The following is a 24,845-nucleotide window of genomic DNA, read 5'->3' on the forward strand; positions in this document are numbered from 1 at the left end:
CTCATTTCTCTCGGGTCACGTCTGCTTGTACGGCCTGCAGCAGTTCGTCGAAGGACAGTCCTGCGAGATCCGCGCCGGCCTGCCCGCCGGGGTCGCCGGCGAGGTCCGGGGTGTCCGTCCCGGCGTCGTCGCCGGGGACGGGGGGTGTGCCGGGGTCGGGTACGGGGGGCCCGGCGGGTGCGGGGAAGAGCACGCCGAGGGCGTGCGCGGCCAGCCGGGCGACCGTCGGGTGGTCGAGGGCGACGGTCGCCGGGAAGTCCCGGCCGAGCGCTTCGGACAGGGCGCCCCGCAGGTCGATGATCATGATGGAGTCCAGGCCCGCCTCGGCGAAGCCGAGGTCGTCGTCGGCGGCGGTCTCCGCGCCGACGGTGGCCGCGACCATCCGCCGCAGTTGCGCGCGCAGCTGCTCGTCGCGGTCCTCGGCGGGCAGCGCGGCCAGGTCCTCGTACAGCCATCCGCGTGCGGGCGTGCCCGCGGCGGGGCTGCTCGCGGGCGGGGCCGGGCGGCGCAGCAGGGCGGTGTCCAGCAGCCCGGCCAGGGCGCCGCCGGTGCGGGCGGCCCGCGCCTCGGCGTAGGCGTCGGCGTCCAGCGCGACCGCGACCAGGCGCTGCGGGGTGCCGCCGAGGGCGGCCAGCAGCAGGTCGCCGGCCTCGTCGTCGCCCAGCGGGCGCAGGCCCTGCCGGGCGACGGCGGCCCGGGCGGCGGCGGAGTCGGCCAGTCCGCCGCCGCCGGCCGGGATCCACGGGCCCCAGTCGACGGCGCTCGCCCGCACCCCCGAGGCCCGCAGCCGGCGGGCGAGCCCGGCGAGGAAGCCGTTGGCGGCGGCGTAGTTGGCCTGGCCGGCGGAGCCGAGGACGGCGGAGGCGGAGGAGAACAGCACCAGCGCGGCCCCCTCGCCCCGGTCGCCGTCCCCTCCCCCTTCGCCGAGTGCGGCGGCGAGGTTCTCCGCGCCGGCGGCCTTGGCGGCGAAGACGGCGGCGAAGTCGTCGGCGGTGAGCTGGTCGAAGGAGCGGTCGGCGGTGGCGCCGGCCAGGTGCAGCACGGCCCGCAGCGGGGCGTGGGCGCCGGCGGCGGCGATCGCGGCCCGGCAGTCGGCCGGCTCGGTGACATCACCGCGTACGGTCGCCACCCTGGCGCCGCCGGCGGCCAGTTCGTCGAGCGCGGCCTGCGTGTCGGGGCCCGGCTCGGAGCGGCCCATGAGGGTGACGGCGGTGCAGCCGGCGCCCACGAGGGTGCGGGCGGCGCTCAGGCCGAGGGCGCCGAGGCCGCCGGTGATCAGCGCGGCCCCGCCGGTGGGGGCGCCGTCGCCGGTCTCGGCCGCGGCGGCGAGCCGGGCCGCCCGTACGCCGTGCGCGCCGATCAGCAGCCGGGGCTCGGCCACGGCCGCGGCGGTCTCCCGTTCCAGCGCCGCGGCGGCCACGGCGGGCTGCCAGTCGGCGGTGAGGGTGAGCCGCAGCAGCAGCCGGCCGGGCTGCTCGGCCTCGACGGAGGCGAGCATGCCCCACAGGGCCTCGGTGACGGGCGCATGCTCGTCGGCCTCGGGCGCAAGCACCGCGTAGGGCAGGTCGGACTCCCGCAGGGAGCCGGCGAGTCGGCCGGCTGCGGCCAGCGCGGTCTGCGCGGTCGCGGGGGCGCAGGCGTCCTCGGCGAAGCGGGCGTCGACGACCAGCTCGGCGCCGGATGCGACCACCTGGTGGCCGCGGGCCTCCAGGGCGTCGCGCAGCGCCCGGCCGGCCTTGCCCTCGCCGCCCAGCAGCGCGATCCGCAGCGGGCGGGCGGCGGTGTCGGCGGCCGGCAGCGCGGGGGTGTCGCGCCAGACGAGCTGGTAGGCGTGCGGGACGCCGCCGCGCAGCGAGCGCTCCAGCACCGTGCGCGGGGCGCGGCGGAAGCGGAAGTCGTCGGCGGCCAGCACCGTACGGCCGGTGTCGTCGAACAGGTGCAGGTCCGCGGACTCGACCTGCATCAGCCCGTCGCCGTCCGCGCTGTGCCGGGTGGCGGTGATGTGGCCCCACAGGGTGCGGCCGGCGGTGGGGCGGCCGGGGAAGGACACCCGGGCGAGCGCGAAGGGGATGGCGAGCGCGGCCTCCTCCTCGGGCAGCCCCTCGGCGGCCGGGCGTACCGCGAAGACCACGGCGCTCTGCAGCACCGAGTCCAGCAGCCCGGGGTGGATCTCGTACGAGGCGGGGTCCTCGCGCGGGTCGTCGGGGGTGGCGTAGCGGATCAGGGCCTCGTCGCCGCGGATCCACACCTCGTCGATCCAGCGGAAGGACGGGCCGAGGTGGTAGCCGAGCGCCCGCAGGTGGCCGTAGAAGTCCTCGCCGGTGAGCCGGCGTTCGGCCGCGGCGGCGAAGCGCTGCGGGTCGGGGGCGGTGGCGGCGGGTCCCGTGGCGGGCAGGACGCGGGCGGACAGGTGCTGCTGCCATTCGCCGCGGGCGGCGTCGACCAGGCTGCGGATGCTCACCTGCCCGGTGTCGGGGTCGTCGACGACTTGGAGTTCGTAGGTCTCGCCGTCGTGCAGCACCAGGGCGCGCGGGAAGTACAGGTCGGCGAGCTCGACCGGGGCGCCGCCCTCGCCGAGTGCGGACAGCGCGGTCGCGGTCTGCGAGGCGCCGGGCACGGAGACCACGCCGAACAGCCGGTGGTCGGTGAGGTGCGCGGGGTAGGCGGTGGTGCGCTCGGTGCGCCACACCCGGCCGCGCAGGCCGGGCGAGTTGAGCCGGGTGCCCCACGGCGGGCCGGCCTGCGGCTGCGGCGCGGCGGCCGGCGGCAGGGCGGCGAGCTCGGCGGGCGCCCAGTGCCGGGTGCGGGCGAAGGGGTAGCGGGGCGCGGTGCCGTCGTGGGCGGGCGCGGGGTGCAGGCGGGCCCAGTGGAGGTCCTGGCCGGCCTCGTAGAGCACCTTGGCCGCGTTGAGCAGGGCGGCCCGGTCGGCGGAGCCGCGGCGCAGGCTGGTGGCGGTGCCGCGCGGCGGGGTGACGCCGGCGCCCTTGAGCATGTTGACCAGGGTGCGGTCGGGGCCGATCTCCAGGCAGACGTCCACGTCGAGTTCGCCGAGCTGGCGCAGTCCGTCGAGGAAGCGGACGGTGCCGCGGGCGTGCCGCCGCCAGTAGCCGGCGTCGATCTCGCCGGGCCGGGCGAGCCGGCCGGTGACGTTGGTGATGAGCGGGGTGTGCGGGTCGGCGAAGGTGAACTCCCGCAAGGCGGCGCTGAAGTCGTCCATCGCCGGGTCCAGCAGCCGGGAGTGGAAGGCGTGCGAGACGGTGAGCCTGCGGGCCTTGACGCCCTCGGACTTCAGCCGGGCGGCGAGCGCGTCCACGGCGTCGGGGTCGCCGGAGATCACGGTGGCCTCGGGGCCGTTGAGCACGGCGACGTCCAGTTCCAGGCCCTCGGTCCAGGCCCGGGCCTGCTCCTCGGGGGCGGCGACGGCGAGCATCGCGCCGCGCCGGGTGCCCTGCATGAGGCGGGCCCGCTCGGCGATCAGCGCCAGGCCGGTGGCGCGGTCGACGACGCCCGCGGTGATGGCCGCGGAGATCTCGCCGACGCTGTGGCCGAGCACGACCGCGGGTGTCACGCCCCAGGAGGCCCACAGGGCGGTGAGGGCGGTCTGCAGGGTGACCAGCGCGGGCTGGGTGACCCGGGTCTCGTTGACCGCGGTGCGGTCGTCGCCGTAGAGGACGAGGTCGGTGAGCGAGGCGCCGAGCGAGGGTGCGACGACGGCGTCGCAGGCGTCGAAGACCTCGCGGAAGACCGGCTCGGTCTCGTACAGCTCGCGGCCCATGCCGAAGAACTGGCTGCCCTGGCCGGTGTAGAGGAAGGCCACCTTGGGGCCGCCGGGGCGGCCCTGCGCGGGGGCGCCGGGCGCGTCGAGGGCGGCGAGCAGCTGCTCGCGGCCACGGCCGGTGACCGCCCTGCGGTACGGGAAGTGGCTGCGGCCGGCGCCGGCGCGGGCGACCAGCGCGGGCACGTCCTGGTCGGCGCAGCCGGCCAGCCGCTCGCGCCAGGCGGCGGTCAGCCGCTGCACGCCGTCGGCGTCGGGGGCGGACAGCGGCAGCAGGTGGTGCTCGTACGCGGCGGTCTCACCGGGCTGCGGCCCGGTCTCGGACGCGTCGTCGAGGAAGGGGGACGACGGCGCGTCCGAGAGCACCAGGTGGGCGTTGGTCCCGGTGAAGCCGAAACCGGAGACGCCCGCGACGCGCGGCCGGTCGCCGCGCGGCCAGGGGTGGGCGCTGTCGACGACCTTGACGTGCATGGCGTCCCACGGCACATGCGGGTTGGGGGCGCCGAAGTGCAGGTCGGCGGGGATGGTCTCGTGCCGCAGCGCCAGCACCGTCTTGAAGACCGCGGCCATGCCGGAGGCGGTCTCGCAGTGGCCGACGTTGCTCTTGACCGAGCCGAGCAGCAGCGGGTCGCCGGCGTCGCGGCCGGCGCCGAGCACCCGCCAGGCGGCGCCGACCTCGATGGGGTCGCCGATCGAGGTGCCGGTGCCGTGCGCCTCCAGGTACGACACCTCGCCGGGCTCGGTGGCCGCGTCGGCGAGGGCGGCGGTGAGCATCGCCTCCTGGGCGGTGCCGTTGGGCACGGTCAGGCCGGAGGAGGCGCCGTCCTGATTGACGGCGCTGCCGCGGATGACGGCGAGCACCCGGTCGCCGTCGCGGCGGGCGTCGGAGAGCCGCTTGAGGACCAGCACGCCGACGCCCTCGGAGCGGGCGAAGCCGTCCGCGTCGGCGGCGAAGGTGCGGCAGCGGCCGGTCGGCGAGAGCATGTGCGCCTGGCTGACGGCCGTCCAGGAGCTGGGGTCGAGCAGGATGTTGACGCCGCCGGCGAGCGCGGTGTCGCTCTCCCCGGAGCGCAGCGACCGCACCGCCAGGTGCAGCGCGACCAGCGAGGAGGAGCACGCGGTGTCGACGGCCATCGCCGGGCCGTTGAGCCCGAGGGTGTACGCGATCCGGCCGGCCGCGGCGTTCAGGGCGGTGCCGGTGCTGTAGTAGGCGTCGATGTGCGGGATGCCGCCGCGGGCCAGCAGCCGGGCGTAGTCGGCGTATCCGATGCCGACGAACACGCCGGTGCGGGTGCCGCGCAGCCGCTCGGGGGGGATGCCGCCGTCCTCCAGGGCGTGCCAGGCCGATTCGAGCAGCAGCCGCTGCTGCGGGTCGAGGCTGTCGGCCTCGCGGGCGGGGACGGCGAAGAAGGCGGAGTCGAACAGGTCGACGTCGGTGAGGTAGCCGCCCTCCAGCGTGGTGATGCGCTCCGAGCCGAGGGTCGCCTCGTCCCAGCGGCCCTCGGGGGGCGCCGTCACCCCGTCGCGGCCCTCGGCCAGCAGCGTCCAGAAGTCCTCGACGCTGGGGGCCTGCGGGAAGCGGCCGGCCATGCCGACGATCGCGACCGGCTCGGCGTTGCGGTCGCCGTGCGGCGCGTCCGGCTCCCCGGGCGCGGCGGACGGGGTCTGCCGTACGGGCGCGGGCGCCGCCGGGCGGCGTACCGGGGCGGCCGGGGCGGCGGGTCCGGCGAGCAGGTGGGCGGCGAGCGCGGCGACCGTCGGGTGGTCGAAGACGTCGGTGACCTGGACGGTGGTGCCGAACGCGGCGCTGAGGGAGACGGCGAGGTCGACGGCGGTGATGGAGTCCAGGCCCTGGTCGTAGAAGCCGACGTCGGTGCGCAGGTCGGCGGCGTCGGCGTGGCCGAGCTGGCGGGCGACGAGCCGGGCGACGTGGGCGCGGGCGGCCTCGGCGCGGTCGCGCTCGGGCAGCGCGGCCAGTTCCGCGGCGAGGGAGGGGACGCCGGGGGCGGCGGGCGCCGGGGGCCGGGCGGGGCCGGTGAGCAGGCCGCGGGGGCGCAGCACCGCCATGGTGGCGCGCAGCCGGGCGGTGTCCAGCGGGCACGCGATGAGCAGCCCGTCGGGGCCGGGCGCGGCGGCGGTCAGGGCGGCGCGGCCGGCGGTCGCGTCGAGGGCGCCGATGCCCAGCCGGGCGGAGCGCTCGCGCAGTTCGGTGTCGGCCATGCCCTGCCCGGCCAGGTCCCACGGGCCGAAGGCGACGCTCGCGGCGGGCAGGCCGAGGCAGAGCCGGTGGGCGGCGAGCGCGTCGAGGGCGCCGTTGGCGGCGGAGTAGGCGGCGTGGCCTTCGGTGCCCCACACCGAGGAGACCGAGGAGACCAGGACGAAGAAGTCCAGCGGCCAGTCGCGGGAGGCCAGGTGCAGCCACCAGGCGCCGGCGGCCTTGGCGTCGAGCTCGGCGCGCATGCCCTCGGCGGTCAGCTCGGCGGCGGGCGTGTGGTGGACGACGCCGGCGGCGTGCACGACGCCGCGTACGGCCGGCATGCGGCTGAGCGCCGACAGGGCCGCCTCCAGGGCCTGCGGGGTGTCGCTGCCGCCGCCGCGGTAGACCGCCTGGACGCCGGCCTGCTCCAGCCGGTCGAGGAAGGCGGCGGCCTCGGGGGTGAGGGCGGCGCGGTCCCGGCGGCCGAGCAGCAGCAGGTGCCGGGCGCCCTGGCGGACCAGCGCGTCGGTCAGCTCGCGGCCGACGGCGCCGAGCGCGCCGGTCACGACGTAGGTGGCGTCGGCGGTGACCCGCGGCGGCGCGGGCGCCTCGGCGGGCGTGAGGCGGGCGGCGTGCACGGCGCCGGCCCGGACGGCGGTGAGGTCCTCCAGCGGCTCGGCGGTGGTGGCCTGGGCGGCGAGGTGGCCGAGCAGCGCGGCGAGGTCGGCGTCGTCGGGGGCGTCCGGCAGGTCGGCGAGGCCGGCCCACGTCTCGGGGAACTCCAGGCCGAGGACGGGCCCGAGGCCGTGCAGCATGCCGCCGGACCCGGCCCGCACCGCCGGCTCGTCGGCGGTCCTTCGTACGGCCGAGGTCACGACGGTGGCGCGGCCGTGCCCGGTGCGGGCGAGGGCGGCGACCGCGGTGGTGACGGCGGCGCACTGGGCGGCGCCGGGCGCGGTGAGGCCGGGGCCGGCGCCGTCGGTGAAGTCGGTGAAGTCGGCGGCGGCGGGCACGAGGACGAGGGCCGTCCCGTCCCCGGCCGGGGCGGCGGCCCAGAAGCCGTCCCACCCGGCGGCGTCGCCGGGCGGCTCCTGGTGCGCCCACCCGTCGGGTACGTCCACGCCGGGCGGCGCGAGCAGCGTGCCCCGTACCCCGGCGGCGTCGGCGGCCCGGGCGAGCCGGCCGAGCAGCCCGGCGTCGTCCCCGGCGAGCACGAACCGCGCGGCGGGCGCGGCCCCGGGCGCGGATGCCCGCGCGGCCCCGGGCGCATCCGTGCCGCCCGCGTCCGGCGCCGCGGCGGCCCGCGGGGGCGTCCCCCACAGCGCCCCCGCCGCCCCCGGCTCCGGCGCCGGCAGCTGCGTCCACGTCAGCCGGTGGTGCACCGGCAGCGCGGGCGTGGCCGCCGGCGCCGCAGTGCCGGCCGGCGGCTCCGCCGCCTCGGGGGCGAAGCGGCGGCGCTGCCAGGGGTAGGGCGGCAGGGCGGCGACGACCCGCGGCGCCTCCGGCAGCCCGTCCGGCACCGGGGCGGGCTCCTCGGCCCCGGAGGCCAGCGCCCGCAGCTTGGCCGCCGCGCTCCGCGCGTCGGGGGCGGCGATCCACGCCACCTCCTCCATCCGGGTCCGCCCGGTCGCCGCGCTCGCGGCGAACGCCGGGTAGTCCGCGCCGTCCAGCGTGTCCAGGTGCGCGGCGTAGCGGGCGGCGAGCGCGCGCAGCGCCTCCGGGGTGCGGGCGGAGACCGGGAAGCCGGCCGGCGCCGGGACGTCGACGGGGGCTGCCTCGGGGGCGGCGCCGAGCACGACATGCGCGTTGGTGCCGCTCATGCCGAACGAGCTGACGCCCGCATATTGCCCGGACTCCGGTGCCCAGTCGGTGAGTTCGGCGGGGACGGTGATGCCGGTGCCGGAAAGGTCGATGCGCGGGTTGAGGGTGCGGAAGTGCACCAGCGGCGGGATCTTGCGCTCGCGCAGGCACAGCACGGCCTTGACCAGGCCGGCGACGCCGGCGGCGGACTCCAGGTGGCCCAGGTTGGTCTTGACGGCGCCGACCTGCACCTGCCTGCCCCCGTTGCGGCGGCCCAGCGTCATCGCCAGGGCCTCCATCTCGATGGGGTCGCCGAGCGCGGTGCCGGTGCCGTGCGCCTCGACGTAGCCGATGTCGGCGGGCTCCAGGCCCGCCTCGGCGAGCGCCTGCTCGATGACCGCGCCCTGCGAGAGCACGTTGGGCGCGGTGAAGCCGCCGGAGCGGCCGTCCTGGTTGACGGCGGTGCCGCGGATCACGGCGTGCACCCGGTCGCCGTCGCGTAACGCGTGGTCCAGGCGCTTGAGCACCAGAACCCCGCAGCCCTCGCCGCGGGTGAAGCCGCCGGCCCGGGCGTCGAAGGTGCGGCACAGGCCGTCCGGGGACAGCGAGCGGGTCTCCTGCACCAGCCGCATCGAGCGCGGCGACATCATCAGGTTGGCGCCGGCGGCGAAAGCGGTCTCGCACTCGCCGCGGCGCAGCGCCTGCACGGCCAGGTGCACCGAGACCAGCGAGGACGAGCAGGCGGTGTCGACCGACAGCGCGGGTCCGTTGAGGCCGAGCGCGTAGGCGATGCGCCCGGCGGCGAAGTTGTGGCCGTTGCCGGTGGTCCAGTACGCGTCGGGCTCGCCGGCGAGCCAGTCGCGGTAGTCCTGCCACATGATGCCCAGGTAGAAGCCGGTGCGGCTGCCGGCGAGCCGGTCGGCGGGTAGGCCCGCGTCCTCCAGCGCCTCCCAGGCGACCTCCAGCAGCAGCCGGTGCTGCGGGTCGAGGTGGCGGGCCTCGCGCGGGCTGATGCCGAAGAATGCCGCGTCGAAGTCCAGCACCTCGTCGAGGTAGCCGCCGCGCTGCGGCAGCCCGTCCCATTCGGCGCCGAAGGGGCCCTTGCGGTGCTCGGGCATCGTCGTGACGAGGTCGCGGCCCTCGGCGAGCGCCGCCCAGTAGCCGTCCAGGTCCTCGATGCCGCCGGGCAGCCGCAGCCCGATGCCGACGACGGCGACGGGCTGGTTGCCCTGCTGCTCGTCGAGGCGCTGCCGGAGCTGGCGGATGGTGTCGAGCGCGCGGGTGAGCGGGGTCTGTTTGGCCGGCGCCGCGGTGCTCTTGTCGTCCATGGTGGGTGTCCTCGCTGTCGGTCAGGCCGTCGCGTCGGCTCGGGTGCCGTCCGTCGCGGGCAGTTGCCCGCACAGCGCGCCCGCCAGGGCGCGGGGGGTGCCGTAGGCCCACAGCAGCGTGGGAGAGAGCTTGAGGCCGAAGGCGGCCTCCAGGCGGTTGCGCAGCTCCAGGCTCATCAGCGAGTCCAGGCCCAGCGCCTTGAAGGGGGTGTCGGGCTCGACCCGGGCGGGGTCCATCCGCAGGATGCGGCCGGCCAGTTCGCGGATCTTGTCCTCGGCGGGGGCGGTGCGCTCGGCGGGGGCGGTGCGCAGCAGCGCGGCCAGGAACTCCCCGCCGGTGGCGGCGGTGTTGTCGCGGGAGGCGGCGTAGAGGTCCTGCCAGCTGCCCAGCGCCGCGGTGTCGGGGTAGGCGTCGAACCACTGGCGCAGCTGGATCGGTACGTACCCGGTGACGGTGTCGCCGCGTTCCAGCATCCGCAGCAGCGCGGGCCAGGCGTCGGCGGCGGGGAAGCCGCCCATGCCGCGTTCGGCGAGCCGGTCGCCGCGCTGCTCGTCGCGGGCGGCCAGGCCGATGCCGGTGAACGGGCCCCACTGGACGCTGAGGGCCGGCCGGCCGCGGCGGCGGCGGGACTCGGCGAGGGCGTCCATGAAGGCGTTGCCGGCGGCGTAGGCGGCCTGTCCTGCGTTGCCGACCAGGGCGGCGGCCGAGGAGAACAGCACGAACAGGTCCAGCGGGTCGGCGGCGGTGGCGGCGTCGAGGTTCGCGGCGCCGCCGGCCTTGGGGGCCAGCACGTCGTCGAGCTGGGCCGGGGTCAGGTTGCGGATGGTGGCGTCGTTGAGGAGGCCGGCGGCGTGCACGACGCCGCGCAGCGGGTGGGCGCCGGTGCGCAGGTCCGCGAGGGCGGCGTCGAGGGCGGCCCGGTCGGCGACGTCGCAGGCGAGGGTGACGACCTCGGCGCCGGTGGCGCGCAGCGCCTCGATACGGGCGGCGGCCTCGGGGCGGGGCGCGGACCGGCCGAGCAGCGCGAGCCGCCCGGCGCCCCGCTCGGCCATGAACTGCGCGAGGGACAGGCCCAGTTCGCCGAGGCCGCCGGTGATGAGGTAGGTGCCGTCGGGGCGGAACCGGCCGCCGGGCAGCGGCACCGCGCTGACGGCCTCCACGGTGGAGGGGCCGACGAGCACGGGGATCGCCGCGGAGTCCGCCGCTGTGTCTGCGGCCTCCGCGAAGCCGCGGGCGGCGACCGGCAGTGCCGGGAACTTCCCCCCGGCCACGAGCTTCCAGCCGGAGTCCAGGGCGCGGACGAAGCGGGCCGGGGCCCGCTCCAGCAGGCCCTGGACGTCCACCGAGGCGAGGGTGAGCCCGTCGGGCAGCGGGCCCTGCGTCGCGGCGACGGGGCCGAGGACGACGAGCCGGCCGTCGGGGGCCAGTACGGCCGCGCCGGCGTCGGGCGCGGTGCCGGCGGGCAGGCCGATCACCAGGTCGACGCCGCGGCCCTCGGTGGCCGCGGCCACCTGGTCGGTCCACGCCGGGTCCGCGCTGTCGAAGACGTCGGCGACGCCCGCGGCCCGCAGCGCCTCCCGTACGGCCGCGGAGGGCGCGGTCGCCAGGACCCGGGCGCCGAGCAGCCGGCCGATGAGGACCGCGGTACGGGCGGCGGCGTCGCCGTCCGCGACATGGACCAGCACCGACTCGCCGGTGTCGAGCCGGCCCAGGTGCGCGAGGGCGTAGCCGGCCAGCGACAGCGCGAGCGGCAGCGGGGCGGCTGCGGTGTCGTCGAGGCCGTCCGGCACGGGCCGCACCAGCGCGGCGCGGACCGTGACATGGCTCGCGGGCGCGCCGGTGCCGGGGGTGGCGACCCGGTCGCCGGGCGCGAAGCCCTCGACGCCGGGGCCGGTCGCGGTGACCCGGCCGGCGCACGAGCCGGTCAGGGCGGACGCGGTGACCTCGATCTCGATCTCGCCCTCGCCCGGTGCGCGCCGGGTCAGCGGCAGGGCCAGCGGGGCGGTGCCGGGCACGGCGGGCTCCAGCGTGAAGGGCTGCGGCGCGGTGTACGCGGGCGGCAGCGTGTCGGCGGCGCCGGGCGCGGGCTCGCCGCGGTGCAGCCGGGCGGCGAACCGGCGGCCCTGGCGCAGCGCGGTCTGGTCCTCGCCGTCCTCGGCGGCCAGCGCGGCGGCGCTGCCCTGCGCGGGGTCGGCGGCCGAGCCGTCGAGGTCCAGCAGCCGCGGCGTCAGCTCCGGGTGCTCGCGCCGCAGTACCCGCCCGTAGCCCCAGAACAGCGCGGCCCCGGGGTCGGGCAGGTCGCCCTCGGCGGGGCCCTGCGCCCCGACGGTGACCAGGGTCAGCGCGGGCGGCGCGGTGCGGTCGGCCAGGCCCGGGACCAGCGCGGTGAGCTCCTCCAGCGCGGCCCGCTGGGCGTCCTGCCCGGCTGCGGCGGGCGGCACGGCGAAGACGACGGAGTCGGCCGCCTCGGCGGGGGCGCTCCGCGCGCCGGCCGCGGCGAGCACGGCGCCGAGCCCGCGGGCGAGCCCGTCGTGCCCGACGACGGCCCAGGTGCCGGCGACAGCCGCGGCTCCGTCGCCGATGAGGGCTCCGCCGGCCGTACCGGCGGGTGCCACGCCGGTGCCGGCCGCGCTGCCGGGCGTGCCGGCCGCGTGCGCACCCGCCGCCGAGCCGGGCGTCCCGGCCTCCGCGGCATCCTCGGCGCCTTCCGTCCCCCCGCCGCTTTCCGCGCCCTCAGCGCTCTCCGCCCCCAGCTCGATCCACTCCAGCCGGTGCAGCCGCTCCCCCTCCACCGTGTTGGCCGCGTCGCCGAGGGCCAGCGGCAGCAGGTCGACGCCCTCCATGGCCAGCAGCGGGGTGCGGTCGGCGGCGTAGAGGGTGACGTCGGTGCGGCCGTCCGGCGTCCGCACCGCGTGGGACCACACCTGCGTCACCGGCTCGGCGAGGTCCGCGTACGTCACGACGCGGCGGATCGCGGTCGGGACGAGTGCGGTGCCGGCCGGGGTGTCGTCGTGCAGGGCGAGGGCGACCTGGAGGGCGCTGTCCCACAGCGCGGGGTGCAGGGTGCCGGGCCGGGCGCCGGAGCGCAGCCGGTCGGCGAGCCGGATGTCGCCCAGCGCCTCCCGCCCGGGCCCGCGCCGCAGCGCGGTGATGCCCTGGAAGGCGTCGCCGTATTCGAGCCCGCGCGCGGCCCACGCCTTGTAGAAGTCCGCGGTGTCGACCTCGGCGCCGAGGTCCCCGGCGGCGTCCGGCGCGGCGCCGGCGGCGTCCTGCGCCCACGCCGGGAACTGCGGCGCGGCCTCCTGCCCCCGCGTCACGGCGGCGCGGGCCGCGGCGTTGGGCTGCCAGGCGTCGGCGTCCTCGGGCAGCGAGAGCAGGCGGAAGCCGCCGCCGCCGGTGATGTCCTCGCGCCAGCGGGCGGTGAGGCGGGTCACGCCGTCGTCGAGGGTCACGCCGCGGTCGAAGGTGACCTTCTCCAGCCGGGCCGGCAGCGCGCCGGTGCGGCGGCCGATCGTGTCGAGGGCGACGGAGAGCGTCGCCGCGGCGGGCAGCACCGCGGTGCCGTACACGCGGTGGTCGCCGAGCCAGGGCTGGTCGGTCAGGGAGAGTTCGAGCGCGGCCTGCCAGGTGTCGTCGGTGCCGGGGACGGCGGTGACGGGCACGTCGAAGCCGCGGGCGGCGCCGGTGCCGCCGCGCCGCTCCTGCGGCCAGTACGGGTCCTCCCGCAGCGGGTAGCCGGGCAGCGGCACGCCCGGGTCGCCGGGCAGCGCCGCGAAGGGCTCCAGTCCGCGGGTGTAGGCGCGGGCCAGGGCGAGGGCGAAGTGCGCGGGGGTGCCCTGGTCGCGGCGCAGCGTGGTGAGGACGGCCATCGAGTCGGGCATCTCGGCGGCGATCTGCTCGACGGCGGGCGCGAGCACCGGGTGCGGGCTGATCTCCACCACATGCGTGACGCCGTCGGCGAGCAGCGCGCCCATGGTGTCGGCGAAGAGCACCGGGCTGCGCAGGTTCTCCACCCAGTAGGCGGCGTCCATTTCGGGGCCGTCGAGCGAGCGCACCCGTACGGTGGACATCAGCTCGGTGGTGCCGGCCCGCGGCCGGACGGGGGCGAGCGCTGCGAGCAGGTCCTCGCGCAGCGGGTCCATCTGCGGGCTGTGCGAGGCGTAGTCGACGTTGACCAGCCGGCAGTACGTGCCGTCGGCCTCCAGCAGTTCCTTCAGGACCAGGACGGAGTCCTCCTCGCCGGACAGCACGCAGGAGCTGGGCCCGTTGTGCACGGCGAGCGAGACGGTGTCCTCGAAGCCCTCCAGCGCGGCGAGCGCGCTCTCGCGGTCGAGGTCGACGGCGAGCATCCGGCCCTGGCCCGAGGTGCGGCGGGCGATGGCGCTGCGGCGGGCCATGACGAGCGCGGCGTCCTCGTAGGAGAGGATCCCGGCGACGGTGGCGGCGGTGATCTCGCCCTGGCTGTGGCCGAGCACGACGTCGGGCTCGACGCCGGCGGCCCGCCACAGTTCGGCCAGGCCCAGCGACATGGCCCACAAGGTGGGCTGGAGCATGTCGATACGGGTGGTCCACTCGTCGCCGGCCCGGCCGGCGAAGATCTCCAGCAGGTCCCAGTCGCAGTGCGGGCGCAGCGCCTGCGCGCAGCGGGCGACGACGTCGGCGAACAGCGGGCTGTCGCGGTAGAGGGCCAGGCCCATGTCCTTCCACTGCGAGCCCTGGCCGGGGAAGACGAAGGCGACCCGGCGGCGGGGCACGGCCCGGCCGGTGACGACGCCGGGCGCCTCGGGTTCGGTGTCGGCGGCGCCGGCCACCGCCCGCAGGGACGCGGCGAGTTCGGCGGCGTCGGCGGCGACCACGGCGGCGCGTACGGGGAAGTGGTCGCGCCGCTTGGCGAGGGTGCCGGCGATCGCGGACAGCACCTCGCCGGAGGCGTCCGCGGGCACGGCGGCGAGCAGGTCGGCGGCGCGGGTGGCGAGCACCGGGCGTTCCTTGGCCGACAGCGGCAGCACGACGGGCAGCCCGGTGGCGGGCGCGGCGGGCGGCACGGGCAGCGGGGTGGCGAGGGTCTGCGGCGGGGTGGTGAGCACGACATGGGCGTTGGTGCCGCCCCAGCCGAAGGAGTTGACGCCGACGTGCAGGGGTCCGTCCGCGGGCAGCGCGACGGCCTCGCGGGCGACCCGCAGGCCCAGTTCGTCGAAGGGGATGGCGGGGTTGAGCTCCTCGGCGTGCAGGCTCGGCGGGACGGTGCGGTGGCGCAGTGCGAGCAGCAGCTTGAACAGGCCCGCCATGCCGGCGCAGGCTTCCAGGTGGCCGATGTTGGTCTTGATCGAGCCGATGAACAGCGGGTCGTCGGGGGCGCGCTTGCCGCCGAGTATCTCGCCGATGGCGGTGGCCTCGATGGGGTCGCCGCGGCCGGTGCCGGTGCCGTGGGCCTCGACGTAGGACGGGACGAGGGGGCGCTCGCCGGCGAGGTAGGCGCGGGTGAGCAGGTCGCGCTGGCCGGCGGGGCTGGGGGTGACGAGGCTGTCGCCGCCGCCGTCGTTGTTGACGACGGTGCGCTGGACGACGGCGTGGATGCGGTCGCCGTCGGCGAGCGCCCGGGCGAGGGTCTTGACGTAGAGCGCGGCGACGCCCTCGCCGCGTACGAAGCCGTTGGCGTACTTGGAGAACGCCTTGGAGCGCCCGTCGGGCGACAGCCCGCCGAAGTGGGTGAGGCCGATGGTGACATGCGGGTCGAGCATGAGGTTGACGCCGCCGACGAGGGCCGCCTCGACCTCGCCGGTCCGCAGCGCCTGGGCGGCCAGGTGCAGGGCGACCAGCGAGGAGGAGCAGCCGGTCTCGACGGTGAGGCTGGGGCCGATCGCGCCGAGGAAGTACGACATCCGGGTGGCGATCATGTCCAGGGCGTTGCCGTAGAGGCTGTGCGGGGTGGGGCGGGCGCCGCGGTGGATGCGCAGCAGCTCGTAGTCGTGCCAGCTGGCGCCGACGTAGACGCCGGTGCGGGTGCCGGCCAGGTCGCTCGCGCGCTGGCCGGCGTCCTCCAGGGCGCGCCAGCCGAGTTCGAGCATGAGCCGCTGCTGCGGGTCGATGGCCGCGGCCTCGCGGGGCGAGACGCCGAAGAAGGCGGCGTCGAAGTTCTCCACCCCGTCGAGGAAGCCGCCGACCGCCTGGATGTCCTTGTCCGGGTCGAGCGGCCGGCCGGTGTCCCAGCGCTGCGCGGGTACCGGCACGATCGCCTCGCGGGACTCCATGAGGAGGGTCCACAGGCTCTCGGTGTCCGGGGCGCCCGGGAATCGTCCGGCCATGCCGACGATGGCGATCAGGTCTTCCGGTCCGTACGCAGTGTCCGCGTGCATGGGTAGCCTTTTCGTCGTGCCCGGCGGAATTGACCGGGGCGGTCGTCAACAGCCACGTGGAATGTCGGGGGGAACCGCGGAAAACACCGCGCCCGCCACTACCCTACGGAGCGCGCTTCCGCCGGGAAAACCCCCTGATCCGACCGGCGCAATTCGGGAGGGAAAACCCCTACCACGGGCTAGGGGTGAACGGCTGCCACCCCGCTTCCGTTTCACCGGTATTTCGTTTCCGGGAAAAGCGCGGGAGGACGCCGGAAATCCACAGCCAGTCCGCATGGGCATGGATGCGGACCGGCTGTGGATGTCGGGTGCCCGGCGGGTCAGGCCGAGGCGGTGAACTCCGCGGCGGCCTCGTCGCCGATGAGGTCCTCCAGGTGCAGGTTGAGCATCGGGTGCTTGCCGCTCAGACCCGAGATGAGCTGCACGAAGTCGGCGGAGGGGGTCCGCTCCTTCTCCGGGTCGACCATCTCCTGCGCGAGGCTGTAGTAGAACTCCTTGTACTTGGTGCGGTCGTAGAACCGCTCCACGAACAGCCGGATCTCGTCGAAGAAGTTGTGGTAGGCGCCGGCGTAGCGGTTGAGCGCCTCGGCCTCGATGTGCGGGTGCTCCAGGATCTGGTGGACGATCTTGGACAGCACGCTGCCGGCCAGCGTCGCCAGCGCCACGCCGGTGGAGAACAGCGGGTCGACGAAGGCGGCGGAGTCGCCCACGCACACCCAGCCGTTGCCGTGGAACTGCGTGCTGGTGTACGACCAGTCGCGCGCCGAGCGCCAGCCGGCGGCCTGGTTGGCCGGACCGAGCATCCGCTTGAGCTTGGTGGACTTCTCCACCTCGGACATGAACAGGTCGGGCAGCTTCTCGTCCGACTGGCCGGCCAGCGAGGACCGGGTGACGTAGCCGACGCTGATGGTGCCCTTGTCCAGCGGGATCGCCCAGAACCAGCCGTCGTCCAGGCCCTCGATGAGGATGTTGGTGTACTCGTCGCCCGCGAGCCGCTCGCAGTTGTCGAAGTACGTCCACACCGCGACGTTGCGCAGCTCCTCGTGCCAGGTGACGTCGGCGTACCGGCGGCTGAGTAGCCGGGACTGGCCGGAGGCGTCGATCACCAGCTTGGCCTTGGCCTCGTACGGCTTGTCGGCGCCGCGCATGGTGTAGCGCACACCGGTGACGCGGCCGTCCTCCTCGATGGGCTCCTTGACGGTGCAGTCCTCGAGGATGAAGCAGCCGAGCTCGCGGGCCCGGTCGAGGATGAGGGAGTCCATGTCGGCGCGGCGGGTGTGGAAGGCGTGCGGGTAGCGGGTGCCCTCCACGAAGGAGAAGTTCCACGGGACCTGCTCGTTGCCCCACACCAGGGTGCCGCCGTACTTGCGCTCGAAACCCCGCTGGTCCATGCGCTCGGTGATTCCCAGCTCCTCCATGGGGCGCATGAAGGCGGGGATGAGCGATTCGCCGACGTGGTAGCGCGGGAAACGCTCGCGGTCGAGCACGAGCACCTTGTGGCCCTGCTTGGCGAGAAGCCCGCCGGTCGTCGCACCGGCCGGCCCTCCGCCGATCACGATGACATCGTATTCTTCCGGTACCCCGTAGAGATTGGGTCGCATGCGAAGACCTTCCGCTAGTCCGATCCGGTCGCGGTCCTTCTACCGCGCAGCGGCATTTCGACTTCTGGTCGGTTGCGCTCATCAACCGCACTGGGAAATATTATTCCGCGCGGGGTCTGACTGATTTCTATATGCATTCTGGAACCGTGCGGGGCGCGGCGGACCTGCGCCGGTGGCGGCCCGGGTGGTGACGGTGGTGGGGGTGGTGACGGTGGTGGTGGTTCAGCGCCGGCCGCGCATCGCCCGCAGGCCGCGCCAGGTCCGGCGCAGCTTGCGGTACTGCGTGTCGGCGATGTCGTAGGCGGTGCCCGCGGTGAGCAGGGCCACCAGCATGGTGCCGGAGACGGCCATCAGGGGCGGCCGGTACTCGTTGCCCTTGACGTACGTCCACTCCGGCTCGTCCCTGGGCGTCATGGACAGGTCCGGCCGCGGCGCCTTCTCCGCGAACGGCAGCCGCCACAGCTCCGGCAGGGCTGCGTAGGCGCGCTGGACGGACTTGATCGACGGCAGCTTCTCGCCGTGCTCCAGGCGCCAGACGGCCCGGCGCTCCAGGCCCTTGTGCCAGTTCTCGACGATGGTCGCGACGCGCTGCGGGTCGAGCCGGTGGAAGGGCGCGGACTGCGACAGGTAGAGCCGGCGGGTCAGGCCGCTGCGCAGCCGGCGGTGCTCGTCCTTCTCCGCGGCGATCCGGCCGTCGGTCTCCAGCAGCCAGCGGGTGGCCCGGAAGCGGCCGAGCATGGCGGCGCCGAAGATCGTCAGGTCCAGCAGGTGGTCCAGCAGGAAGAAGCGGCTGTCGGCGATCGCCGGGCTGTACTTCGACTGGACCATCGAGCGCATGATCCGCCAGTCGGCGGTCAGCGAGTTGTTGACGTGGTCGATGTAGTCGGTGTCCAGCCGGTTGTCCTTGACGTCCTGCATCGCGATGTTGGCGATGTGCCAGGAGCCCACCATGGACAGCGAGATGCCCTGGCTGTAGTAGGCGTCGATGATCGAGGAGGAGTCGCCCACCATGGCGTAGCGGCGGTCGGAGACGAAGGTGTCGGTGATGTGCTGGACGTCCTTGTAGGCGCTGAACTCCAGGACGTCGTCCTCGCGCAGCCAGTCCAGGACCGGGTAGCGGCGCAGGATCTTCCAGAAGACGTCCCGGGCGTTGCCGTCCTCCGGGGGCCGGCCGCGGTGGTAGGAGACGCCGACGCTGACCCGGTCGCCGGTCAGCCGGATGATCCAGATCCAGTAGTTCTCGCCCCACAGGTGCAGGGTGTTGCGGTCCCGGCGGGTGACGACGCCGTCGGCGAACTCGTACTGCCAGCGCTCGTCGAACAGGTCGTCGGTGCAGTTCTGGAACTGGGCCCAGGCGGCGGTGGTGCTGAAGTCGTCGCGCAGCGGGGTGTCGTGGCCGAACTTCTTGGCCAGCAGTTGCGCCCGGCCCGAGCAGTCCACGATCCAGCGGGCGGCGATCTCGCCGCTCTCGCTGCGGTCCCGGGACATCCAGGTCAGCAGGTGGTCGCCGTCGCCGGACCCCAGGTCCACCTCGCGTACCAGGCCGCGGTCCAGGTAGGTCACGCCCTCGGTGTTCCGCACCCGGTCGCGCAGCACGGCCTCGATCTCGGGCCGGACGATCTGCGAGTCCTGGAACATGTACCGGGCGAACCTGGGGTCGTAGTAGTTGTCGATCCAGCGCTGCGGGAGTTCGCTCTCGAAGGCCCACTCGGAGACGTTCTCGTCGAAACTCGTCCGGCCTTCCATGCCGTAGGCCATCCAGAAGCCGGCTTTGTGGAAGGAGTCGTTGAGTTCGTCGTCGAGTTCGCCGAGCACCCGCAGGAACGCATTGGTGTAGATGAGCAGCGACTCGCCGACCTTGTAGCTCGACAGCTGCTTCTCGGAGGGCTGGTCGACGCAGACGACGGACAGTCCGCGTTTGGCCATCGCAAGCGTGTTGATCAGCCCGACAATGCCGGAGCCGATCACGCACACATCCGCGCGTATGCGTTCCCGCGGTGCCTCCTGCGGTGCGGTCGCCTTTCGTTGTGCAGCCACGACAGGCCCTCCTCAGATTGGTCCGTGAGCCGATCGTAGGAACCGGGGCGGCCGGCTGCGACTTCCGCATTGCTCTGTCTCACCGGCCGCTTCCCGCACTTCGGCCACGGGAAATAATCGGCAAGGACTTGGCAAAGGGCGAATGCGGTTGTCAGCCCGCGGCGGGCAGCGACTCGGGCGCGTACGCGCGGACGATCCCGACGGTGTCGGAAATTCCGGAGCCCTTGACGACCTTGCCGTCGCGGAAGTCCCAGAAGTGCACGAAGGCGACGTCGAACTCGCCGCCGGAGGCGCGGAAGCGGCCGGTCCAGCGGCCGATGGCCGCGGCCCAGTCGCCGTCGACCTTCACCTGCTCGACGATGAAGCCGGTCTCCTCCAGGTACTCCAGCGCGCTGGTGAAGTACGCGACGGCGCCTTCGATACCGGTGTAGCTGCCCTTGGACCACGGCAGCGACGGGGGCGTCTCGATCTCCACCGCGGGGTCGAAGAGGGCGACGATCGCCTCGACGTCCGCCTTGCTCAGGCCGTCGTAGAGCTTGCCCACCAGGTCCTTGATCTGCTCCGACACGGTGTTCCTTCCGTCGGGTCGTGCCATGCCGCGGGGCTGGCGTGGCAGGGGCTTCGAGTCTTGCGCGGGGGCTCGTGGCGGGTCATCGCCACGATTGCTCAATTTTATGGGAGAGTTGACCTGTACAACTGGCGCATGGCATGGCACGGGTGCCACGCTGACAGTGATCCGTTCCCGCCCCTCCGGAATCACCGGACCACAACAGGAGCACTCTTGACTACGGACCAGTTATCCGTTGCCTCGGCCCAGGGCGCCGCCCGCCGGGCCGGACGGCCCGGAATCGCGCTTGCGGTGATCGTGACCTGCCAGCTGATGGTGGTTCTCGATTCAACGATTGTGAACATCGCCAACCCGCACATCAAAGACGCGCTGAACTTCTCCACCTCGGGCCTTTCCTGGGTGGTCAACGCGTACACCCTGACGTTCGGCGGGCTGCTGCTGCTCGGGGGGCGCGCCGGTGACATCCTCGGCCGGCGGCAGGTGTTCATCGCCGGCATCTCGCTGTTCACCCTCGCCTCACTGGCGGCGGGATTCGCCCAGGAGCCCTGGCAGCTGCTGGCCGCCCGCGCCGTGCAGGGCGTCGGCGGCGCCATCGCCTCCCCCACCTCGCTGGCCCTGATCACCACGACCTTCCCCGAAGGGCCGGCGCGCACCAAGGCGTTCGGTGTCTACGCGGCCGTCTCCGGCGGCGGCGGCGCGATCGGCCTGCTGGCCGGCGGGCTGCTGGTGCAGTATCTGGACTGGCGCTGGATCTTCTTCGTCAACCTGCCGATCGGGCTCGCCGTGGCGCTGCTGGCGCCGCTGTACATCGACGAGTCCCCCAAGCAGGCCAGCCGCTTCGACCTGGCGGGCGCCCTCACCTCGACGCTCGGCATGGCCTCGCTGGTCTACGGCTTCATCCGCGCCGCCGACCAGGGCTGGCGGGACGGCTGGACGATCGGCGCCTTCGTCGCGGCGGTGGTGCTGCTGGCGGCCTTCGTGGTGCAGGAGCGCCGCACCCCCAACCCCATCACCCCGCTGTCGCTGTTCGCCGACCGCAACCGGGCCGGCAGCTACGTCATCATGCTCGCGCTCGGCGGCTGCCTGCTCGGGCTGGTGTTCTTCCTGGTCATCTATGTGCAGACGGTGCTGGACTGGAGCGCCATCAAGACCGGCATCGGCTTCCTGCCGGTGACCGCCGCGATCGGCGTGGCCGCGACACTGGCGCAGAAGCTGCTGCCGCGGTTCGGGCCCAAGCCGTTCCTGATCGCCGGCACCGCGATCACCACGGTGGCGATGGTGTGGTTCACCCAGATCTCCCCCGGCAGCGACTACGTCAGCGGCGTCATGGGGCCGATGATCGTCTTCGGTCTCGGGCTGGGGCTCACCTTCGTCACGCTCACCCTGACCGCGGTCTCCGGGATCTCCCAGGAGCAGGTCGGCGCGGCCTCCGGGCTGCTCAACGCGATGCAGGGGGTCGGCGGCGCGCTGGGCCTGTCGATACTGGTGACCGTCAACAGCTCGGCCGGCCGCACCGAGGGCAAGAAGCAGATCGCGGACTTCATGGCGCACGGCAGCGCCGCGCAGAAGGCCGCCTTCGCCAAGACCCAGGCGCTGCCGGCGAAGTGGGCCGACGCCATCTTGACCCACGGCGTCACGACCGCCTACCTGGCGGGCGTGGTGATCATCGGGGTGGCCTTCCTGGTGTCGGTGTTCGCCATCAAGATGCGCAAGGAGGACCTCGCGGCGCTGGCCGGCAACGGCATGCCCGGCGCGGTCTGAGCAGCACGCACCACCCCTCGCGGACGGGACGCCGTGGACGACGGCGGTCCCGTCCGTCATGCGTGCGCGCCCCCGTGCCCGGCGGCCGGGCGGGCGCAATCCAGGAGTCGAGGATCCACGGCGCTGCGGCAAGGCTGATGTCCCCCGGTGCGCCCACCGACCGACAGGAGAAGGGCCTATGACCACCGACTCGGTACAAAAAGCCGTCGCACCGGCGAAGGCACCGCCGCGCGTACTGGTCCCGCTGCTGGCCGGCGGCATGGGCCTGTCGATGTTCATCCTCTACACCATCGGCTCGCTCGCGCCGTTCCTCATTGCGGATCTGCACATCACCAAGTCGCAGCTGGGCGCGCTGACCTCGGCGGCCTTCGGCACCGCGACCGTGCTGTCGCTGTTCGCCGGGCACTTCACCGACACCTTCGGCGCCCGGCGCGCGTTCATCCTGCTGACGACGCTGATCGCGCTGGACTTCGCGCTGGTCGCGGCCGGGCACACGTACTGGCTGCTGCTGGTCGCGGTCTTCCTCGCCGGCATACCGCAGGCGCTGTCCAACCCCTCGACGAACAAGCTGATAGCCGCCCATGTGCCGCCGCAGCAGCGGGCGTTCGCGGTCGGCGTCAAGCAGTCCGGGGTGCCGCTGGCCGCGCTCACCGCGGGCCTGGTGCTGCCCAGCCTGGCGCGCTGGACGTCCTGGCGCACCGCGGTGCTGCTGGTCGTGCCGATCGCGGCGGTCGCCGCGCTCGCGGCCATCGGCCTGCCGCGCGACGCGGCACGGACCCAGGGCCGGGCGTTCGCGCTGCCGGCGCCGCCCAACCGGGCCACGCAGTGGCTCATGGGCTACTCGCTCTTCATCGGCGCCGGGCTCGCCTCGCTCAACACCTACCTGGCCCTGTACGCGCACGAGCGGCTGGGGCTGGGCAGCACCGAGGCGGGCTGGCTGATCTCGGCGATCGGCGTGTCGGGGGTCGCCTCCCGGCTGCTGTGGGCGCGCTACGCCGGGAAGATGGCGGACGTGCCCTGGTCGCTGCTGGTGCTGGCGCTGACCTCGATCGTCTTCGCGGTGCTGATCCCGGTGGCGACCGGCGGCCACTGGCTGGTCTGGGTGGGCGCGGTGGGCCTGGGCGGTTCGGCCGCCGCGGCGAACGCCGTGACGATGGTCGCGGTCACCCAGGGCGGCGGGTTCGGCAGGACCGGGCACGCCTCGGGCCTGGTGTCGATGGGCTTCTTCGCCGGCTTCGTGCTCGGCCCGAGCGCCTTCGGCCTGCTGTCGGACCACGGCGGCTACCGGGCCGGCTGGCTGCTGGTGGCGGCCGAGTTCGCGGTCTCGGTGGTCGCGGTGGCGGCCGGCCGGCGCGCCATCCGGTCCTGCACCGCCGTGCCGGCTGCGCCGAACGGCTGAATTTCGCAGACGGTTCCCCTCCGCATGACTCCGCCCGCGGACGCGTCTCGGCGCGGTCCGCGGGCGGGTCGTCCTCAGGGGGCGGCCGGCGTCAGTCGCCGTGCATCTGGTGCATGTCGAACGGGTCGGTGACCCCGTCGTAGGCGAGGTTCATCGACATCCCCTGCGAGGCGTGCACCAGGTTGTGGCAGTGCACCATCCACAGGCCCAGGTTGTCGGCGGTGAAGGCGACCTTCCACACCTCGCCGGGCTTGACGTCGAAGGTGTCCATCTTCAGCGGGCTGCCGCTGACCGGATCGCCGTTCCTGGACAGCACCCACACCGAGTGGCCGTGCAGGTGCCAGGGGTGCGTGGCCAGGCTCCGGTTGACCACCGTCATCTCCACCACGTCGCCCTTGCGCACCACGAGCGTCGGCACGTCGGGGAAGGCATGGCCGTTGATGGTCCAGTCGCGGCCCTTGGTCTGCCCCGACAGCGACAGCCCGCGGTCCAGGACCAGCGTGAAGCGGCGGTCGAAGCGGCTCGCCGCGGTGAGCGGCTGGGCGCCGGGGGTCCCGGGGGTTCCGGGGGTGCCGTACGAGGTCAGGTCGAGCTCCGGCCAGCCGGCGGTGTCCGGTGCGGCGGCGGCCTTCGTGCCGGCCGGGACCAGGCGCAGCCCGTCGGAGGTGTCGTCGTCGACGAGCAGCGCGACGGACGTGGACGGCATGGTGAAGGCGAGGTCGTAGCGGCCTCCCGCGGCAAGGCTCAGCGCGGTCCCGGTCAGCCGGCCCGGCCCGTGCACGTCGTTGCCGTCGACGGCGGAGAGGGTGAAGGGCACCCCGGCGAGCGCCAGCCGGTGGGTGACGTTGTCGGTGTCGATCACCCGCAGCCGCACCGGGCTGCCGGCGGCGAGCTGCCGGGTGTCGACGCCGTCGTGGTCGCCGACGGCGGTGGCGCCGGCGAAGGTGTGCACCGGCAGCGTCAGGTCGGTGGGCGAGGGGGTCGTGCCGCGCGGGGTGACCACGAGGGAGCCGTAGAGCCCCTTCTGCACGCCCTCGTTGGAGTCCTCGTGGGTGTGGTACCAGTACGTGCCGGTCTGCTCGGCGAGGAAGCGGTAGACGAAGGTCTTGCCGGGGGCGACGAAGTCCTGGGTGAGCCCGGCGGCGCCGTCCTCGGCGGCCGGGACGTCGTAGCCGTGCCAGTGGATGGTCACGCCCGCGGCGATGTCGGTGTTGTGCAGCGTGACCTCGACGAGGTCGCCCTGCGTGGCGGTGATCGGCGGGCCGGGCACGGTGCCGTTGAAGGTCCACGCGGAGACCTTCCTGCCCGAGGCGAGCTTCACGGTCGCGGTCCTGGCGTCGAGGGTGTAGCGGCGCACCGTGCCGCCGGGCTGCGGGGCGGCGGGGCCGGTGAGCGAGGCGACGGAGGCGCCCTTGGCGGCCGGGTAGGCGACCGCGGGGCCGCCCCCGGCGTCGGTCGCCGGGGCGCCGGCGAAGGTGGCCAGGACGCCGGCGACGCCGACGACGGCGGCCACTCCCCCGGCGCTCAGCCGGATGCCGCGCGGCCTGGTGTCCAGCAGCCGCCAGGTGACCAGCCCCGCGAGCACCACGAGCGCGAGCGTCAGCAGCGCGACGGCGGCGGTCGCCGGATAGCCGATCAGCAGCGTGACGACCAGGCCCGCGGCGGCGGCGTACCCGGCGGTGAACAGCGGCACCGCGACCGGCGCGGGCTCGCCCTCCAGGGTGCCGCGGGCCAGCGCCGGCCGGATCAGCCGGGGCGCGCTCAGCACGGCGGCAGCGGCGGCGGTGACCACCTGGAGGGGCAGTTCCAGGACGACCTTCTCCTGGACGAACCACCAGCCGCCGTCGGTGCCGAGCAGCACGGTCAGCGCGATACGGGCGACGGTGAGCAGCAGGCCGAGCGCGGTGAGCCCGGCGGCGGGCAGGGCGAGTCTGGAGGCGGCGGTGGCGCCGGCCGCGATCCAGGCGGCGGCGGTGAGGACGAGGGCGACGAGGTCGAAAGTGATCAGGTTGGCGGTCACTG

The 24,845-nt window shown here is 74.9% G+C and carries 8 protein-coding genes; 2 read left to right on the top strand and 6 right to left on the bottom strand.

Features of this window, described 5'->3' with window-relative positions; genetic code table 11:
- Position 1 precedes the first annotated feature (1 nt).
- From HCN08_RS18075 to HCN08_RS18095, 5 genes are all read right to left on the bottom strand, one after another.
- The gene (locus HCN08_RS18075) at positions 2 to 9,100 is read right to left on the bottom strand and encodes a type I polyketide synthase (protein WP_167984162.1); all 9,099 of its coding nucleotides are present in this window, start codon (positions 9,098 to 9,100) and stop codon (positions 2 to 4) included.
- Between the two features lie 21 nt (positions 9,101 to 9,121).
- Positions 9,122 to 15,457: a type I polyketide synthase gene (locus HCN08_RS18080; RefSeq protein ID WP_167984163.1), complete on the bottom strand. Its 6,336-nt coding sequence runs from the start codon at positions 15,455 to 15,457 to the stop codon at positions 9,122 to 9,124.
- Positions 15,458 to 15,777: 320 nt separating this feature from the next.
- Entirely contained in the window at positions 15,778 to 17,058 is a 1,281-nt protein-coding gene (locus HCN08_RS18085; protein ID WP_167984164.1) for an NAD(P)/FAD-dependent oxidoreductase, read from the bottom strand.
- A gap of 222 nt (positions 17,059 to 17,280) precedes the next feature.
- A complete protein-coding gene (locus HCN08_RS18090) occupies positions 17,281 to 19,095 on the bottom strand; it encodes an NAD(P)/FAD-dependent oxidoreductase (protein ID WP_167984165.1) in 1,815 nt (604 codons plus the stop codon).
- A gap of 151 nt (positions 19,096 to 19,246) precedes the next feature.
- Entirely contained in the window at positions 19,247 to 19,663 is a 417-nt protein-coding gene (locus HCN08_RS18095) for a nuclear transport factor 2 family protein (protein ID WP_167984166.1), read from the bottom strand.
- A gap of 213 nt (positions 19,664 to 19,876) precedes the next feature.
- On the opposite strand from HCN08_RS18095, the gene HCN08_RS18100 reads away from it, so the two are divergent.
- Positions 19,877 to 21,424 (top strand): MFS transporter, encoded by a 1,548-nt coding sequence (locus tag HCN08_RS18100; RefSeq protein ID WP_265738230.1) that lies wholly within the window; start codon positions 19,877 to 19,879, stop codon positions 21,422 to 21,424.
- Between the two features lie 178 nt (positions 21,425 to 21,602).
- The gene (locus HCN08_RS18105; protein WP_167984168.1) at positions 21,603 to 22,823 is read left to right on the top strand and encodes an MFS transporter; all 1,221 of its coding nucleotides are present in this window, start codon (positions 21,603 to 21,605) and stop codon (positions 22,821 to 22,823) included.
- Positions 22,824 to 22,914: 91 nt separating this feature from the next.
- Here HCN08_RS18105 and HCN08_RS18110 read toward each other — a convergent pair whose 3' ends face one another.
- Entirely contained in the window at positions 22,915 to 24,843 is a 1,929-nt protein-coding gene (locus tag HCN08_RS18110; RefSeq protein WP_167984169.1) for a multicopper oxidase family protein, read from the bottom strand.
- Positions 24,844 to 24,845: the final 2 nt, after the last annotated feature.

The organism is Actinacidiphila epipremni (genome assembly GCF_012034175.1).
Lineage (GTDB): Bacteria > Actinomycetota > Actinomycetes > Streptomycetales > Streptomycetaceae > Actinacidiphila > Actinacidiphila epipremni.

Bases quoted from the DNA above. Each gene is read 5' to 3' on its own strand.
- HCN08_RS18075 (WP_167984162.1), bottom strand. From the start codon at position 9,100: ATGGACGACAAGAGCACCGCGGCGCCGGCCAAACAGACCCCGCTCACC.
- HCN08_RS18080 (WP_167984163.1), bottom strand. From the start codon at position 15,457: ATGCACGCGGACACTGCGTACGGACCGGAAGACCTGATCGCCATCGTC.
- HCN08_RS18085 (WP_167984164.1), bottom strand. From the start codon at position 17,058: ATGCGACCCAATCTCTACGGGGTACCGGAAGAATACGATGTCATCGTG.
- HCN08_RS18105 (WP_167984168.1), top strand. From the start codon at position 21,603: ATGACCACCGACTCGGTACAAAAAGCCGTCGCACCGGCGAAGGCACCG.